The sequence below is a fragment of the Chroococcidiopsis sp. TS-821 genome (genome assembly GCF_002939305.1).
In the GTDB taxonomy this organism is placed as follows: domain Bacteria; phylum Cyanobacteriota; class Cyanobacteriia; order Cyanobacteriales; family Chroococcidiopsidaceae; genus Chroogloeocystis.
Map to the genome: position 1 here is coordinate 342,527 of NZ_MVDI01000003.1, position 16,560 is coordinate 359,086.

Below are 16,560 nucleotides of genomic sequence, written 5' to 3' on the forward strand. Positions count from 1 at the left end.
TCTAAACCTCACAGACGAAATTCCTATGCGTACAAGCGCTTGTTGTGGCAAATTGGGATGGTTGCATCTTCCTTAGGGCTTTGTTTCCTTCCTACCCTGGGAATTGTGCGCCCCTCCTTGACAGCAGAGCGGATTTATGCATCTTATTCAGTTGTCGAACGGTCAATTTCGGTAGCAGCGCTAGAAAAGTATGCACGTGAAGGTATTTTAGATGACGAACTTGCGGTTTATGCGCAATACATTAGTCCACAACAGCTAGAACAATTACGACGAGTACTGCTGACGCGAATTGAGTTAACTCCGGTAGCCGTTGCGCAGTTTCTTTATACACCGCAAGGAATCATTTTATTGCAGCGATTGGGGCAAATTATTCAAACCGAAGCGCGTCAACCAGGTTTTTATGCAATCCGCTCTGCGTTGATTTTAGCCGCTGCGACGCCGGATGGTTTAACGCTACTCAATGTATTGCGTCAGTTTCCCACACGTAGTATTCGCATTGATTTAACCCGCAGTTTACAAATTGCGGAACAACTCAACAGATTAGTCAACCAAACCGCGCAAGCGATCGCACTTGTTCAACAAGATGCGGTGAATGCTGCGATAGCGGAACCACTCGATTGGCAAATCCCTGACTTGCGCGAAAGAGGTCCTTGGAATTGGGAGCAACAAACACTTACGTTATTCGATCCGCGACGCGATCGCCGATTTCTAGTCGATTTGTATCTCCCGCTGATGCAAAAACCAGCACCAGTAATTGTGATTTCGCACGGTTTAGGATCGGATCGAACAAGTTTTATTTACTTAGCAACGCAACTCGCTTCTTACGGCTTTGCGGTGGCGGTTCCGGAACATCCTGGAAGTAATGCAGAACAATTGCGATCGCTTTTATCGGGAGTCGCTGCGGAAGTCGCCGAACCAAACGAATTTATCAACCGCCCGTTGGATGTCAGGTATTTACTCAATGAGTTGGAACGTTTGCGCATCGCTGACGCCCGTTTTAGAAATATCAATGTTCAGCAAGTGGGAGTGATTGGGCAATCGTTTGGCGGTTATACTGCGTTAGCACTTGCAGGTGCAGAATTAAACTTTGAACAATTGCAACAAGATTGTAATAGATTGCAAGATTCGCCTTTGTGGAATGTTTCGTTATTACTGCAATGTCGCGCCCTAGAGTTACCCAGAACAGGCTATGTTTTACGCGATCCGCGTGTCAAAGCTGCGATCGCCATTAACCCGATTACAAGTAGTGTTTTCGGTGAAGCCAGTATTCGTCAAATTGCTATTCCTGTGATGATTGTTAGCGGTAGTGCAGATACAATTGCGCCTACATTAGCTGAACAAATTCGTCCTTTTAGTTGGTTGACGACTCCTGATAAATATTTGGCGGTGATTGCAGGCGCTACGCACTTTTCCACAATTGGCGAAGCTGCGCCTGGTTCTGAACCCATCGCCGTACCACCACAAGTTATCGGTCCTACCCCAGAAGTTGCACGGTCGTATATGAGTGCGTTGAGCGTAGCATTTTTTCAAACCTATATCAATAACTTGCAGCAATATCGTCCGTATCTCAGTTCAGCGTATGCGCAAGCGATTAGTGAGAATTTATTACCACTAAGTTTAGTGCGATCGCTTTCCAATAGTCAGCTAGAACAATTTCTCCGCTAATGATGCTGCGGTTAGATGTCAAGAAATCCGAACAGCTATTAACCTTGTCTTTAGCTGTTATAGGAATTAGGGATAATATCGTTTTGCTTTAAAGTTTCTACAAATAGACCGCAGAGGAAGCAGAGGAAGCAGAGGAAGCAGAGGAAGCAGAGGAAGCAGAGGAAGCAGAGGAAGCAGAGGAAGCAGAGGAGAAATTAATTGTAGTTCTGATTCCAAGAGATGGGATAAAAGCTATCTATAGTGATAGTTCTCGACTTCTATAAATATTGTCATCGATTGAGTGTTACGTATCATTATATGAGACTAGAGAAATGAATAATATATTAATTGCAATTCTTGTCTTAGCTTTACTACTTGTTACTATTTTCTCGCCTTTTTCTGCTTTAGCTTTGTTAATGCTACTTCTATTAATTTCAGCTTTTGCTGGCATCGTTTGGAGTATACTAAGAACGCTGCTTTTTGGCGAGCCTAGTCGCAAGAATTAGTATGTTTAGCTGTGGCTTGAAGTTCAACAAACTCTACTCATCATAAAGGTTGTAGAGGAGTACTGACGACTCTGTTCTATTGTTTTTGGAAAATGGTATATTGAAATACAACAAAAATATATCTATTTGCTTAATTCTTATATAGTCAGTTAACAAATTCTGAACAAAATTCAGTAGGCTCGTCTAGAGGATATCTGAAAAAGGATTGATTCAAAACCTTTCTACTTTCCAGAGCTCGGCTTTCTAAAATTAAAGTCTCTTACGCGGGGATTTAGGAGAATATTGACAGCATCTTTAACACTCACATGACATGCTAAAACAACTCAATAAGTTCAATTGGGAATTATGGATGACGCATCTATTATCGATCCACTACTAGACGCTTTAAAGAATCCTGACGAGAAGGTGCGCAATTGGGCGACTCAGGAGTTATGGAAGCATTGGTTTGGACAAAAGGGTGTTTATGGATTACAGCTATTACAACAAAGTCAAGCGTTAGTTGAAGCGGGTAAAACCGAACAAGCCGAAGCGTTATTATCCGAAGTTATTGCAGCTGAACCTGATTTTGCCGAAGCGTGGAACCGACGTGCTGTATTGTATTACATCAATGGTCAGTATCAAAAGTCGTTAACAGATTGCGAAATGGTAGTTAAACTTAATCCAGTTCATTTCGGCGCGCTTCATGGTATGGGTTTATGTTATATCGCTTTAGGAAATTATAGTGAAGCAATTCGGGTTTTGCGTCGTGCTTTAGAAGTGCAACCGTATGCAATAGAAAATCAAAGGTTAATTTTGGAATGTACCGCACAACTTAGCTGAAAAGGAGATGATTTATTAATGGATAATATTATTCAGAGGGTAAATCGTCGGAAATTTTTACAATATGGTTCGTTGTTTATTGGTAGTAGTGTAGTTGCAGCTTGTACAAATAATCAGCCGCAAACAGAGACTTCCCAATCAACAAATCTCGACCGCGTCACTTTTGGAACGAACTGGGTCGCCCAAGCCGAACACGGAGGCTTTTATCAAGCGATCGCCACAGGAATTTATAAAGAACACGGCTTAGATGTCACGATTCAAATGGGTGGTCCGCAAGTACCCACAGGTACGCAGTTGTTAATGGGAAACGCGGTTGATTTCTTTATGGGGTACGGTGTCGATGCTGTCAACGCGGTTGCAGAAGGAATACCGAAAATTACCGTAGCGGCAATTTTTCAAAAAGATCCCCAGTGTCTTATTGCGCATCCTAACACAGGAGTGGACTCAATAGAAGACCTCAGAGGCAGACCAATTTATATATCTTCGTCGGCAAATGTGACGTACTGGCCTTTATTAGCCGCAAGATTTGGTTTTACCGACGATCAAAAGCGTCCCTATAACTTTAATCCTGGTCCATTTCTGGCAGATAAACAATCGGCACAGCAAGGATATATCACGTCTGAACCTTTTGCTATTGAGCAACAAGGGGGATTTACACCTGTTGTCTTTTTATTAGCAGATTATGGTTATATTCCTTATTCAACAACTATTGAAACGAAGCGCGAATTAGTCGAAAATAATCCTGATCTAGTTCAACGCTTTGTCGATGCATCGATTAAAGGGTGGTATAGCTATTTAGAAAACCCAGCACCAGGAAACGAATTAATTAAACAAGCTAACCCAGAAATGACCGACGAGCAAATTGCTTACGGAATTCAAAAAATGCAAGAATACGGCATTATTAAGTCTGGCGAAGCAGAGCAGCTGGGAATTGGGTCGATGACTGAGGAGCGATGGCAATCCTTTTTTGAAAGTATGACACAAGCAGGTGTTTTTAAACCGAATATCGCATACGAACGAGCATTTACCTTGCAATTTGTCAATAAAGGCGTGCAGGCTTATCGCAGTTAGAAGGGTAAGGGAATTTAAGAAAATTCCGTTAGTTTAAAACTTAATAGGTAAGGCATATTTTGCCTTTGATTTAACTAACGATAATTTGGTATTCCTGCTTACGGTAGAGTGACGCCGGATAGAATATGGTTGGTAATTATCGATCAATTGATAGCCAATGACTCTTCCCGCAATTCGGCTAAATCAGATCAGTAAGGTTTATGGTAACGGTACCATAGCTTTGCAAAACATGAATTTAGCAATTCAGGATGCTGAATTTGTCAGTTTAGTCGGTCCATCTGGTTGTGGTAAAAGTACCGTATTGCGGATTATCGCTGGCTTGGGACAAATGAATTCTGGCAGCATCGAGTGGGGGATTAGCGATCGCAAACTGGCGTATGTCTTTCAAGAAGCCGCATTAATGCCCTGGGCAACGGTGCAAGAAAACGTGCATTTGCCGTTAAAATTAGCTGGGACGCCTAAAAAGTATAGAGAAGTCTTAGTACAGCAAGCAATTCAACGGGTGGGATTGAGTGGATTTGAACGCAGCTATCCTCGCGAGTTATCGGGTGGGATGAAAATGCGGGTGTCGATCGCGCGTGCTTTAGTCACAAAACCAAATGTGTTATTGATGGATGAACCTTTTGGGGCGCTTGATGAAATTACGCGGAGTAAGCTGAATCGCGACGTACTCGATTTGTGGAGTCAGCACCGTTGGACGGTGGTTTTTGTAACGCACAATATTTATGAAGCGGTTTATCTTTCTAATCGCGTCATTGTAATGGCGGCGCGCCCTGGGCGTGTTGTTGCAGATATTAGCATTAAAGCACCGTATCCGCGTAGTGAAGAATTTCGCACGTCTTTGCTGTATAACGAATACTGTCGCGAAGTTTCGCAATGCCTGGAAGCAGCCATGAATGAATCGCCGTTACAACGCGATCGCAGTGCAATCGCCCAACCAATATAGTAGACAATGACTATTCTCCGTCGCCGCCAATCCTCTTCAGTTAACGCGCAGGGCATATCGATTGATGTTGTCGCGCCAATTGTAGTGGGAATTCTAGCGTTGGTGGGGTGGGAAATTGTTGTGCGCGTCACAGGTTTACCACCGTATTTACTGCCTGGACCCATATTAGTATTGCAAACATTAATTAATGATTGGCATGAACTGTTTGCTTCGTTGTTAGTTACGTTGCAAATTACTGTTGTTGCGTTTGTCGCCGCAGCAGTGTCAGGATTGTTGATTTCGATTTTGTTTACGCAGAGTAAGTGGATTGAGAAAAGTTTGTTTCCGTATGCGGTGATTTTGCAAACAACTCCGATCGTGGCGATCGCACCTTTAATTATTATTTGGTTAAGAAACAACACGTTTGCAGCGTTAGTTGTTTGTGCGTGGATTGTGGCGTTTTTTCCGATTGTTTCTAACACGACGCTGGGGCTAAATAGTGTCGATCGCAATTTGGTGAATTTGTTTCAACTGTATAAAGCTTCCAAATGGCAAACGTTGCTGTATTTGCGTTTACCGAGTGCTATGCCGTATTTTTTGGGCGGGTTGCGCATTAGTGGCGGTTTGGCGTTGATTGGTGCGGTGGTGGCGGAGTTTGTCGCGGGAACAGGTGGGGCGCGATCGGGAATTGCATATCGCATTTTGATATCGAGTTACAATTTGCAGATTCCGCGTATGTTTGCGGCGTTGTTGTTGACGACGGGGTTAGGGGTGGCGATTTTTGTGGGGTTGACAGCTTTGTCAGAGTGGGTGTTGGGGAAATGGCATGAAAGTGCGGTGAAGCATGAGAATTAGGGTTGATGCAAAGAGGTAATTGGGAATGACGAGTACGGCGGTTAAGGTTGATTGGGAAGTTTTTGTTGCTGCGTTGGCGGGAGTTGAGGTGATTACTGATGCGGCGCAGGTGGCGAAGTTATCGCAGGATTATCATACTTTTAGTCCAATTTTGCAGCATCAGCTGGCGGGGAAGGTAGGGGATATTGTGGTGCGCCCTGCTACGGAGGCGGAGGTATTGCGGGTGGCGGCGGCGTGCGCGCAGTATCGCGTTCCGGTGACGGTACGAGGTGCGGGAACAGGTAATTATGGGCAATGCGTACCGTTGCATGGTGGTGTAATTTTAGATATGTCGCGGATGCAGCGAATTCTCTGGATTGAGAAGGGTGTGGTACGGGTGGAAGCGGGGGTGAAGTTGGCGGCGTTGGATAAAACAGCGCGGGAAAGCGGTTGGGAAATTCGCATGGCACCTTCTACGTATCGTACGGCTACGATTGGCGGATTCGTTGCAGGTGGTAGTGGGGGAATTGGTTCGATTACGTATGGACAGTTGCGCGATCGCGGTAATCTTTTGGCGCTAAAAGTGGTGACGCTAGAAGATGAACCTCGCGCGATCGAGTTGCGCGGTGATGACGTACAAAAAGTGAATCACGCTTGGGGTGTGAATGGCATTATTACTGAGTTAGAAATTCCGCTGGCGCCTGCTTATCCTTGGGTGGAATTGATTGTCACGTTTGATGATTTTATGACTGCTGCCCATTTTGGACAAGCTTTGGGTGATGCGGATGGAATGGTTAAGAAATTAATTACAGTTTTTGCATCGCCAATTCCTAGTTACTTTGCAGCATTGCGTCAATACATTTCTGAGGAAGCTCACGCAGCTTTTTTGATCGTTGCTGAATCAAGTTTAGAAGTACTGCCAGGGTTGATTCAAGAATATGGCGGAAAATTGACTTATCAAAAGTCAGCGCAGGATGCTGGTAAGGGTGTGAACTTAGGAGAATTTACTTGGAATCACACAACACTACACGCGCGTAGCGTCGATTCATCAATTACGTATTTACAAAGTTTGTTTCCCGCAGATAAATCATTACAAACTGTCGAGCAGATGTATCGTTATTTCGGCGATGAGGTAATGATGCATTTAGAATTTATTCGAGCTAATGGTGTCGTTGTTCCTGCGGCGTTGCAACTTGTGCGCTACACAACCGAAGAACGGTTAAATGAGATTATTCGCTATCACGAAGCTAACGGCGTGTTTATTGCCAATCCGCATACATATATTATTGAAGATGGCGGACGCAAACAAATGGACCCCGAACAGCTAAAGTTTAAACAAATGGTCGATCCTTATGGATTGATGAATCCTGGTAAGATCAAAGCTTTGATGGCGAGTTAAGTCGTTAGTCATGGAAGGCTTTATCTCACTCGCGTGCGTAACATTCTGATACAGCTGTGATTGACATTGATGGTTCTCATGGAGAAGGCGGCGGACAAGTTCTACGGACTTCACTGAGTTTAGCTGCAATTACTGGTCAAGCAGTCCGCATTGAGCACATTCGGGCGAGACGTCAAAAACCTGGATTGGCGGCTCAGCATTTGACTGCGGTGCGCGCAGTTGCAGCACTTTGTCATGCAAAGTTAACAGGTGACACATTGGGTTCAATGTCACTAGAGTTTATTCCTCAGAGTGCTGTACAAGCTGGTCAATATCACTTTGATGTTACCGCAGCACAAGCAGGTGGTTCCGCAGGTGCGGTGACTTTGATATTGCAAACAATTCTTTTACCATTAGCGATCGCACCAGGTGATTCTTCGGTAACGCTACGCGGCGGAACTCATGTTCCTTTTAGCCCACCTTTCACATATATTGAACAGGTTTACTTACCGCTATTGCATCAACTGGGAATAGCAGCAGAGGTAAAACTCAACGCCTGGGGTTGGTATCCCCAAGGTGGAGGTGAGGTGCAATTACTAGTTCGCGGTAACAGTCAACTGCGTGAAATTAATTTACTAGAAAGAGGCGAATTGCAGCATGTACGTGGATTAGCGGTAGTCACCGAATTACCTTCACACATTCCGCAACGCATGGCAAGTCGCGCTGAAAATCTGTTGCGTCAAGCGCATCTAAAAGCGACTGTAACACCGTCGCGCGAAAAGGGAATTGCCCCTGGTGCAGGGATTTTTCTGACTGCTGAGTATGCAAATACTCGTGCTGGATTCAGTGCATTAGGGCGTGTAGGTTTAGCAGCTGAGAAAGTTGCAGAAATGGCGTGTGCAGAGTTATTGAATTTCCACGACACAGGCGCACCTGTTGATGTTCACTTAGCAGATCAGTTACTGTTACCCGCAGCGTTAGCTATGCAACCAAGTCAATATCGAGTTGCAGAAATTAGCACTCATTTGACGACGAATGCATGGGTAATTGAACAATTTGGTGTAGCGCGAGTGCATATTGATACAAGTGAGAAGGTAGTTGCGATCGCACCTTCACCTTAAATTCCTATTTTGAAATCGTATAAGCCCAAATTTCAAATTTGGCTCGAGAAGAAAGTATATTTTTTTGATTAGGTAATCTGAAATCTTGCAGCATTCTCAGTTTAGCCATACAGCCCGCCTGAGAATCAATATCTTTAGCTGATAGATCAAGCCCACTCAAAGTGGACTGAATCAGCTTTTCAGTCTGATAAATCAGACTTTGCAGGGCGAGCAATCGGGTAACAGATGAAAATGGTGCAAGATCTGAATAATGGGTAATTTAGAAAGCTAATCAAAGTTTACTAATCGCCAATAGCTACTCATTACCAATAACCAATTACCTGTTACCAACCATATGTCACCACCACTTATTTTGACACTCAAACTCGATCGCATAACCTTTGAATTTTTCAATGAATTGCGCCAGCAGCACTTTCCACCAGAAAGAAACTTCCTTCCCGCACACATCACGCTATTTCATGCACTTCCAGGTGAAGCAGAACTATCAATTCAGCAGACTTTACAAAACCTCTCTCTGGAGACTCCACCATTACCTCTACTTTTCTCACAGCCGCGCTTTTTGGGTAAAGGTGTCGCTGTAGAAGCGCAATGTTCTGAGTTGGTTCAACTGCGTCAACAGCTTGCTGCAACTTGGAATATGTGGTTAAGCAAGCAAGATCAACAGCGATATCAACCGCACGTCACAATTCAAAATAAAGTGACATCAGAAGAAGCGCGTCAACTTTATAACCAGCTTGTCAGTAGTTGGGACTCTCTTAACGGATATGGAGAGGGGCTGTTACTCTGGTATTACAAAGGTGGACCTTGGGAGTTAGCAGGTGAATTTAACTTTGAACGCGATGCGATCGCTTAAATTGTAGAAATGATGCACAGTTTCATTCCACCACAACGATTTTTTCCTTATCTGACTTGGACTGACATTCAAGCAATGCCAAATAAACAGGATGTCGTCTTAATTCAACCTGTCGGCGCTATTGAACAACATGGTCCGCATTTACCATTAATTGTCGATGCTGCAATTGGCGTAGCAGTTCTCGGAAAAGCCTTGGAAAAACTCGATGCGAGTATTCCCGCATATGCGTTACCGACATTGTACTACGGTAAATCAAACGAACATTGGCATTTTCCTGGAACGATCGCCCTCAGCGCCCAAACGTTAATATCAACATTAATTGAAATTGCCGAAAGCCTTTATCGGGCAGGATTTCGCAAACTTGTCTTGATGAACTCGCACGGCGGACAACCGCAAGTTATGGAAATTGTCGCCCGCGATTTGCACGTCAAGTATGAAGATTTTTTAGTATTTCCGCTATTTACCTGGCGCGTTCCGCACGCTGTTAACGAATTACTTTCGCCTAAAGAACAGCAATTAGGAATTCATGCAGGCGATGCAGAAACAAGTTTGATGCTATCAATTTTGCCCGAACAGGTGAAGATGCAAGCCGCAGTTGCAGAATACCCAGAATTGCCAGAAGATAGTTTACTTTCAATGGAAGGTAAGTTACCTTTTGCGTGGACAACTCGCGATTTGAGTCAGAGTGGTGTATTAGGCGATCCGACAGTTGCGACGAAGGAAAAAGGCGATCGCATCTTGGAATCTGTCTCGGATGGTTGGGTAAAAGCGATCGCAGACATCTATAAGTTTCGTCAGCCACAAGCTTGGCATAATAGAAACAGTAACCTTTAATCGGGTTTTTTGTTGTATTTATATTACAAAAAGATTGACATGAAGTTAGCAGATAATCAAATAACTCGTGTATATCACCAGGAAGATATTCAGCAGATTTTACAAATCGCGATTTCTCGCCAAGCGCACGAAGGCGAATTTACACGCGAACAGTTAATAGAAATTGCAGCTGAATTGGAAATTACGCCAGAGTGTTTGCAAGCAGCAGAAAAAGAGTGGTTATTACAGCAAACTGAGGCACAAAAGCGCCAAGCTTTCAATACGCATCGTCGCCGTAAATTACAAAAGAGCTTTGGTAATTATGCTATTATTAATTCTTTTTTCTTACTTCTGAATTTTATCAGTGCAGGCGAACTTTCTTGGTCGTTATATATTGCTTTATTTTGGGGTGCATGGCTTGCATTGAACGCCTGGAACACTTACCAAACTCAAGGCGAAGAATACGAAAAAGCTTATCGCCGTTGGTATCGCAGCCGCCAAATCAAACAATCTGTAAATTCCTTACTCGATCGCTGCCTTAAAGCTTGGCAAAAATGAGGAAACGCTAAGCATTCTTTAGTTTATGAAAAACATAGCTTGTTGTCCAATAAATAAATAAAGGGATAGCGATCGCGTGAACTAATAAAACACTCGTAGCTACTCCCAAAGCTTGCCCGTGAATTCCAATCAGCAATGCTACGCTAAAGATAGTTGTAAATAAGATATTCCAGTATAAATCCAAATTAGGTTTGCCTACAGCGACGAGTAATAGCGAAGCAGCATCAGCAAACGCGCGGGGAATAGCAGATAAACAAATTAGCATTAAAATAGGAATTGCTACTACCCATTGCTGACCAAAAACAATCGGCACATACAAGGGAGCTAAGCTTGTTTGTAGAAGAACTAAAGGGATAATAATTGAGGCGATCGCTTTGCGGCTATGCGCATAGTGTTTTTTAAGTTCTAACTGATTCGCTCTTGCAGCACATAAATGGGGAAATAAAGCTGTATTTAGAACAGTAATAAAGCTCAAACTAATTCCTAATCCTGCATTGAATCCAAAGAAATATAATCCTAATTCTTTGATTCCTAAAAAACGACCAACTATTAAATAATCTAAGTTATTTCTGAGTGTTTTGAGTAAGTGCGTACCGAAAATATTTTTACCAAAAACAAAGAACTCTTTCCAATATTTGGTTGTCATATTTTTTGTTGGACGCCATGAATGATAATGGTGGTAAATAAAAATGTCAATAGGTGCAACGAAAACCCAAGATAATACAAACGACCACACTCCCATACCTAAAACGGCAAAAATGCCCAGTAGGCTATAGCTAGAAAAGTTTTTAAGTGTGTTGTTAATGGCACAGACTTTCAGTTTATTTTCTTTTTGGATCAGAATACATTGAATTGCGGCTATGGGCCAAAGCAAATAAGGAACTGCTGCTACACAGATTGGAAGAATTAATCGAGTTTCATTGTAAAACCAAGCAATAGGAAAAGCAGCGAAACACTGAAGAATAAAGATACTTATATAAATAATCCAATTTAACCAATATGCCGAATTACATAACTGCTTGATATCTGTATCAGATTGAATAATTTTTGCACCGATTCCTACTTCCATTAGTATTCGTGCAAATTCATTAATTGTTGTAACAATTGCGATTAAACCGTAGTCATAAGGTGTTAAAAAGCGCGCCGCGATCGCTGTGATACCTATCCGAAAAACTCGCGTAATTATTTCTGCACTACTTAGCCAGCCTAGATTAGAAATAAACTGGTTAGACAGCTTTTGTCTTAACTTATTAATAGGTTGTTCAATAAAACTCACTAGCTTTCTAACCTCCAGAAATTATGAGAATCTTGAATCGGTAATATTGTGTAGTTTTTTTGCAATTGATTTCGTAATTCCTGGGAAGGTCTGTATAAAAAGATATCGGTAGCGTCGGTCGAAATTTCTGAGATACTTTGTGTTAGTAAATGCAACCGCACATCGGGATTTAACATATAGCTAAGCGATAATACATAACCGAAACTTACCCCAGGATCGCTGATGACAAGTGGACGATGCGCTTGATTAATGATGCGGGCTATTTGTGGATTATCGTAGCTATCGTATTTATTCCACCAAGCCACTGCTTGAGAACTAGCAACGCAAGATACAATTCCACCTGATATCAGTACAACCGTAATGATTCGCCATAGCTGGCGTCGTACCGAATTAGCAGAGATGATTTGAGTTGCGATCGCAAAAGCAACCGCTAGATGAATACCTAAGTAGCAAGGTATGAGATATCGACTAACACTCGATCGCCGTCCTCCCCAAAGTAAATCGGGTAAAACTAAGGCTAATGCAGTGACTCCGACTAACGTCAAAACGAATAGCCAAATTTGTTGTGGCGATCGCTTGCAGATGAAATAAATTGAATATAGTTCTAAAACTAAAACAGGTAAAGTTAAATAAATTGTATTCGGATGATAACTAAAGTTTAAATCTAAAAAAATCGAACTAAAATTTACCATCCACTGTTGTATCAAAGCTGGCAATGATAAATCAATTGCTGTCCAACTTGCTATGTTGCCTACTGCTAGTAAGTGAATAATAATAATTAACATCCAAGGAGAAAAAGCTACAAATCCTAGAAAGCAGGAAAATAAATAATCTCTAAAAACTCTAGTGAGTTTAAACTTCTCATTAGCTAATACGTATATGCCATGCCCAAGCATGATAAAGATAGAAAATGTAAATGAATAAAGACCAGTAATTACTGTTAATGCATACATTTTCCAACTTAACTTGGATTTTAGCCGTATTGCACGCAGTAAAGTAGCACTAGAAAGCAAAATTGTAACCGTCCATAAGCTATATTCTCGTGCTTCTTGGGCATACAGTACGTGAAATGGCGAAACTGCCATTAATACAATAGCTACCCAACCAACCATGGGCGTTTTAAATAATTCTAGGCATAACCAATAAAGACAAGGAAAAATAAGTAGGCTAATAAAAGCTGATAAACTTCTTATTATTGCTACTGACTGACCTAATCTTTGCATCCAAAAGCGAGCAATGAAGAAATATAAAGGTGGATGCTGTGGAGCTTCAGTTGCTAACGAATATGCTGTATTTAGTAAGCTTTTTTCTGAATTAATTTGTTGATATTTCTGTAGTTCTTGAATGCTAATTTCCCGATCATTAAATACCTGTTGCACGACTTCAGACTGTCTGTATCCTGAAACTCGTAACGATGTAATCGTTTCATCGTACCAGTAAATTTTTTGATCGAGATTAGTAAATCTAAAAAATAAGCCTATTAAGAATAACACTACAATTCCATAAGAAACCCAATTGTATATCAAAGTTTTATTAATATATAAGTTTATACCTCTTTTAACCTTGAGGACGAATAGCATAAGTAGCACCAAGTTGAGTAAATTTTTTGGTAATATCAGGCGAAAAAAGTTGCATCAAAAACCATTTTGCAAAGTAGCGTTGCGTTGTTCTACTAAGTAAAATTTTGGGGTGTAAGCGTACTGCTAGCTGTAGATTTTGTCCAATCTGTTTGATATCTTCAGCACTGGTAACTTGAGTTAAACGTAACCCTGTCAAATATTGATAAAGATGAGCTAAATTTTGGTTCTTTAACGATTGCAAGTGGGGTGGCGCCGCCGCAAAAACCGAATCAATCACAGCTAAAAGACGCGTTTCCATCAATGCAACCTGCGCGGAGGCGGAAGTCGGTGACTGACGATAGAACACTTGCGCCGCCGGAACCACGACAAACTCGACCAGCTTCGCCAAACGCACAAACAACTCCCAATCTTCACCATGCGTTAGCGTTGCGTCAAAGCCACCAACCCGTTCCAACGCATGACGACGCACCAGTGGGTTAGAACCGCACAACAAGAAATTGCGCACTAGCAATTGCGAATACACATTACCTTCGTACCACACTGGTGATGCGGGATGAATCATCGTCGCCGACTCATTCATCACACACGTCCAACTATACGCCACTGCGGCATTGGCGTGTTGTTCTAACGCTGCAACTTGACACTCAAGTTTGTCTTGACGCCACAAGTCATCTGCGTCTAAAAAGGCAATGTACTCGCCTTGGGCGCGGGCGATACCGCGATTGCGCGCTACGGAAACTCCGGCGTTGGCGTAGCGATACACTTGCATTCGTGGTTCTTGGACTCGGCTGAGTAATTCCACTGTGCGATCGCAACTCCCGTCATCGATGACGATTAGTTCCCAGTCGCCAAAGCTTTGTTGTTGGACGCTAGCGATCGCCGCGACGATTGTGCGCTCTGCATTGTATGCTGGTACTATTACTGTTACTTTTGGCATAAATAAGTAGCAATTAGCTAGAAGCGAGCATTTGAACTAAAAGCTTTTTTAATTGCATTGTGTTTACTACCATGTCGCTATCGTGATAACGAAGTGCGGTGTAAGGCGAGTAACATTGAAGGTATCCGTACTGAAAACCTAAACCCCGTGCTAAGTTAGCAAAACACGGCGATACAGATACACCAAATAGTTCAATTAAAGTCAGGTTTTGTGCAAAAATAATGTTTGTTATACCTGCACCATGCGGAGCCACAACCATTGTTGCTTGTGCAAATAATCTTACTTCGTCATCGAAGTTCATTTCTTCAAGAACGTAGGCAACAAAACCAAAATTTGCCAACGTTGCAATAACATCATCTTCATTAATAATTCGTCTTCCTTGCGCCTGACGACGAGAGATGAATATTCTAGATGAAAAATGCCGATTCGTTTTAGTAAGGTTACTCAGCATCCGTTCGCGAAGCCAACGACTAGCTGAAGGTGCTTCAACGCTATATACTTTGTCATAATGCCGTCGAAATGAGGAAATAATTAATTTTTTAACTCGCAACCTTGATTTATTCCATTGAATGCAGTCTTCTGGTTGATATCCTAGAAGCTTGAGTGAATCTATTTGCCATGCAGTAGGATGAGCATCAATAATTAACTTAGGCTTTATGCCTGTTTGTTGCTGATAAAACTCAATTCCTTCTAAGCGCGTTAAACAATCTATAATCCAGTGCCAATAATTTTGGCTCCAAGCGTTTATTAATGAACAAGCAGTATCTATTTCTGGAGTATTCTCAGCTAAGAAACTTTTTATAACTAAAGCCCGTATAGCCACACTACCCTCTAAATGGCTTTCCTGGCAATGATATGGAGTTGTTGTTTCTAGAATGATATTTTGATTTACATCAAAGCCGACGGCAGCTGGTCCAGCTAAGTAGGCATCATTAATTTCACATACAAAAGGCGGTTCAATTTTAATAATGAATGGCTGAATTTGATTGTTAATAGTTGCCATTCTTTCTAAGGTTTTTGGCTCATCAGCAATCACTATTTCTTGATGACTAAAATGCGATAAATGATATTTTTCTGGACTACTGAATAAGGTTTCTCTCGTAACAAGAGTCAAACCGAGTTTTTGATAAATATAAAATATCGGTTTGCGCAGGAAAGACTTTATCTGAATTCGATAAAGTATCTTAAGGCGGTTTATGACCTTATTTAATTGTAGTTGGAATGAGATGAAAAATAGCATTGATAGTAAAATTAATTAGTAATTAAAAGATACTTTATTGCCACGTTTTTCGCTAATAGAAATTAAAAGATAATTAGCCAGTTTGTATGAAAAGCACTTCACCAAGAGTAGCTTGAATACTAAAATTTGCGTTCGGTTACCTAACAATGTTTTTGGATAGATACGAATGGCTTGACACAGCATTTGTCGCGCTTGCTTGACATCATTGTGATTAGCAGCATGCTTTAGATATAACCCTGTCAAATATTGATAAAGATGAGCTAAATTTTGGTTCTTTAACGATTGCAAGTGGGGTGGCGCCGCCGCAAAAACCGAATCAATCACAGCTAAAAGACGCGTTTCCATCAATGCAACCTGCGCGGAGGCGGAAGTCGGTGACTGACGATAGAACACTTGCGCCGCCGGAACCACGACAAACTCGACCAGCTTCGCCAAACGCACAAACAACTCCCAATCTTCACCATGCGTTAGCGTTGCGTCAAAGCCACCAACCCGTTCCAACGCATGACGACGCACCAGTGGGTTAGAACCGCACAACAAGAAATTGCGCACTAGCAATTGCGAATACACATTACCTTCGTACCACACTGGTGATGCGGGATGAATCATCGTCGCCGACTCATTCATCACACACGTCCAACTATACGCCACTGCGGCATTGGCGTGTTGTTCTAACGCTGCAACTTGACACTCAAGTTTGTCTTGACGCCACAAGTCATCTGCGTCTAAAAAGGCAATGTACTCGCCTTGGGCGCGGGCGATACCGCGATTGCGCGCTACGGAAACTCCGGCGTTGGCGTAGCGATACACTTGCATTCGTGGTTCTTGGACTCGGCTGAGTAATTCCACTGTGCGATCGCAACTCCCGTCATCGATGACGATTAGTTCCCAGTCACCAAAACTTTGTTGTTGGACGCTAGCGATCGCCGCGACGATTGTGCGCTCTGCATTGTATGCTGGTATTATTACTGTTACTTTTGGCATTTTAACTGTTATAAATGTAGA

General features: G+C 42.3%; 15 protein-coding genes. 10 read left to right on the forward strand and 5 right to left on the reverse strand.

Annotated elements, in window-relative coordinates; translation table 11 throughout:
* The first annotated feature begins 57 nt into the window (after positions 1–57).
* From B1A85_RS11905 to B1A85_RS11955, 10 genes are all read left to right on the forward strand, one after another.
* Positions 58–1,665, forward strand: coding sequence for an alpha/beta hydrolase (locus tag B1A85_RS11905; RefSeq protein ID WP_210404401.1), 1,608 nt, complete (start codon positions 58–60; stop codon positions 1,663–1,665).
* An 830-nt stretch (positions 1,666–2,495) separates the two neighbouring features.
* On the forward strand, positions 2,496–2,969 hold the full coding sequence (locus tag B1A85_RS11910) for a tetratricopeptide repeat protein (RefSeq protein ID WP_104547124.1): 474 nt from the start codon (positions 2,496–2,498) through the stop codon (positions 2,967–2,969).
* An 18-nt stretch (positions 2,970–2,987) separates the two neighbouring features.
* Entirely contained in the window at positions 2,988–4,040 is a 1,053-nt protein-coding gene (locus tag B1A85_RS11915; RefSeq protein ID WP_104547125.1) for an ABC transporter substrate-binding protein, read from the forward strand.
* A gap of 157 nt (positions 4,041–4,197) precedes the next feature.
* Positions 4,198–4,986, forward strand: a complete 789-nt coding sequence (locus tag B1A85_RS11920; protein ID WP_104547126.1) for an ABC transporter ATP-binding protein — start codon at positions 4,198–4,200, stop codon at positions 4,984–4,986.
* Positions 4,987–4,992: 6 nt separating this feature from the next.
* Positions 4,993–5,820, forward strand: coding sequence for an ABC transporter permease (locus B1A85_RS11925; protein ID WP_104547127.1), 828 nt, complete (start codon positions 4,993–4,995; stop codon positions 5,818–5,820).
* Positions 5,821–5,845: 25 nt separating this feature from the next.
* Complete coding sequence (locus B1A85_RS11930; RefSeq protein ID WP_104547128.1) at positions 5,846–7,198, forward strand: FAD-binding oxidoreductase; 1,353 nt, start codon at positions 5,846–5,848, stop codon at positions 7,196–7,198.
* Between the two features lie 56 nt (positions 7,199–7,254).
* A complete protein-coding gene (gene rtcA, locus B1A85_RS11935) occupies positions 7,255–8,298 on the forward strand; it encodes an RNA 3'-terminal phosphate cyclase (protein WP_104547129.1) in 1,044 nt (347 codons plus the stop codon).
* 334 nt (positions 8,299–8,632) lie between these two features.
* Positions 8,633–9,151, forward strand: coding sequence for a 2'-5' RNA ligase family protein (locus B1A85_RS11945; protein WP_104547131.1), 519 nt, complete (start codon positions 8,633–8,635; stop codon positions 9,149–9,151).
* 12 nt (positions 9,152–9,163) lie between these two features.
* Entirely contained in the window at positions 9,164–9,985 is an 822-nt protein-coding gene (locus B1A85_RS11950; protein ID WP_104547132.1) for a creatininase family protein, read from the forward strand.
* A gap of 39 nt (positions 9,986–10,024) precedes the next feature.
* Entirely contained in the window at positions 10,025–10,522 is a 498-nt protein-coding gene (locus B1A85_RS11955; protein WP_104547133.1) for a 2TM domain-containing protein, read from the forward strand.
* A 7-nt stretch (positions 10,523–10,529) separates the two neighbouring features.
* Here the strand turns inward: B1A85_RS11955 and B1A85_RS11960 are convergent, their stop codons facing one another.
* From B1A85_RS11960 to B1A85_RS11980, 5 genes are all read right to left on the reverse strand, one after another.
* Positions 10,530–11,798: a lipopolysaccharide biosynthesis protein gene (locus B1A85_RS11960; protein ID WP_104547134.1), complete on the reverse strand. Its 1,269-nt coding sequence runs from the start codon at positions 11,796–11,798 to the stop codon at positions 10,530–10,532.
* The gene (locus B1A85_RS11965) at positions 11,798–13,291 is read right to left on the reverse strand and encodes a glycosyltransferase family 39 protein (RefSeq protein ID WP_210404402.1); all 1,494 of its coding nucleotides are present in this window, start codon (positions 13,289–13,291) and stop codon (positions 11,798–11,800) included. The genes B1A85_RS11960 and B1A85_RS11965 overlap by 1 nt, the downstream gene beginning before the upstream one ends.
* Before the next feature lie 64 nt (positions 13,292–13,355).
* On the reverse strand, positions 13,356–14,315 hold the full coding sequence (locus tag B1A85_RS11970) for a glycosyltransferase (protein ID WP_104547136.1): 960 nt from the start codon (positions 14,313–14,315) through the stop codon (positions 13,356–13,358).
* 13 nt (positions 14,316–14,328) lie between these two features.
* A complete protein-coding gene (locus B1A85_RS11975) occupies positions 14,329–15,555 on the reverse strand; it encodes a DUF563 domain-containing protein (protein ID WP_246841402.1) in 1,227 nt (408 codons plus the stop codon).
* Positions 15,556–15,570: 15 nt separating this feature from the next.
* On the reverse strand, positions 15,571–16,539 hold the full coding sequence (locus B1A85_RS11980; protein WP_104547137.1) for a glycosyltransferase: 969 nt from the start codon (positions 16,537–16,539) through the stop codon (positions 15,571–15,573).
* Positions 16,540–16,560: the final 21 nt, after the last annotated feature.

Bases quoted from the DNA above. Each gene is read 5' to 3' on its own strand.
- B1A85_RS11955 (WP_104547133.1), top strand. From the start codon at position 10,025: ATGAAGTTAGCAGATAATCAAATAACTCGTGTATATCACCAGGAAGAT.
- B1A85_RS11930 (WP_104547128.1), top strand. From the start codon at position 5,846: ATGACGAGTACGGCGGTTAAGGTTGATTGGGAAGTTTTTGTTGCTGCG.
- B1A85_RS11975 (WP_246841402.1), bottom strand. From the start codon at position 15,555: ATGCTATTTTTCATCTCATTCCAACTACAATTAAATAAGGTCATAAAC.
- B1A85_RS11915 (WP_104547125.1), top strand. From the start codon at position 2,988: ATGGATAATATTATTCAGAGGGTAAATCGTCGGAAATTTTTACAATAT.
- B1A85_RS11945 (WP_104547131.1), top strand. From the start codon at position 8,633: ATGTCACCACCACTTATTTTGACACTCAAACTCGATCGCATAACCTTT.
- B1A85_RS11905 (WP_210404401.1), top strand. From the start codon at position 58: ATGGTTGCATCTTCCTTAGGGCTTTGTTTCCTTCCTACCCTGGGAATT.
- B1A85_RS11970 (WP_104547136.1), bottom strand. From the start codon at position 14,315: ATGCCAAAAGTAACAGTAATAGTACCAGCATACAATGCAGAGCGCACA.
- B1A85_RS11925 (WP_104547127.1), top strand. From the start codon at position 4,993: ATGACTATTCTCCGTCGCCGCCAATCCTCTTCAGTTAACGCGCAGGGC.
- B1A85_RS11980 (WP_104547137.1), bottom strand. From the start codon at position 16,539: ATGCCAAAAGTAACAGTAATAATACCAGCATACAATGCAGAGCGCACA.
- B1A85_RS11950 (WP_104547132.1), top strand. From the start codon at position 9,164: ATGCACAGTTTCATTCCACCACAACGATTTTTTCCTTATCTGACTTGG.
- B1A85_RS11920 (WP_104547126.1), top strand. From the start codon at position 4,198: ATGACTCTTCCCGCAATTCGGCTAAATCAGATCAGTAAGGTTTATGGT.
- B1A85_RS11910 (WP_104547124.1), top strand. From the start codon at position 2,496: ATGGATGACGCATCTATTATCGATCCACTACTAGACGCTTTAAAGAAT.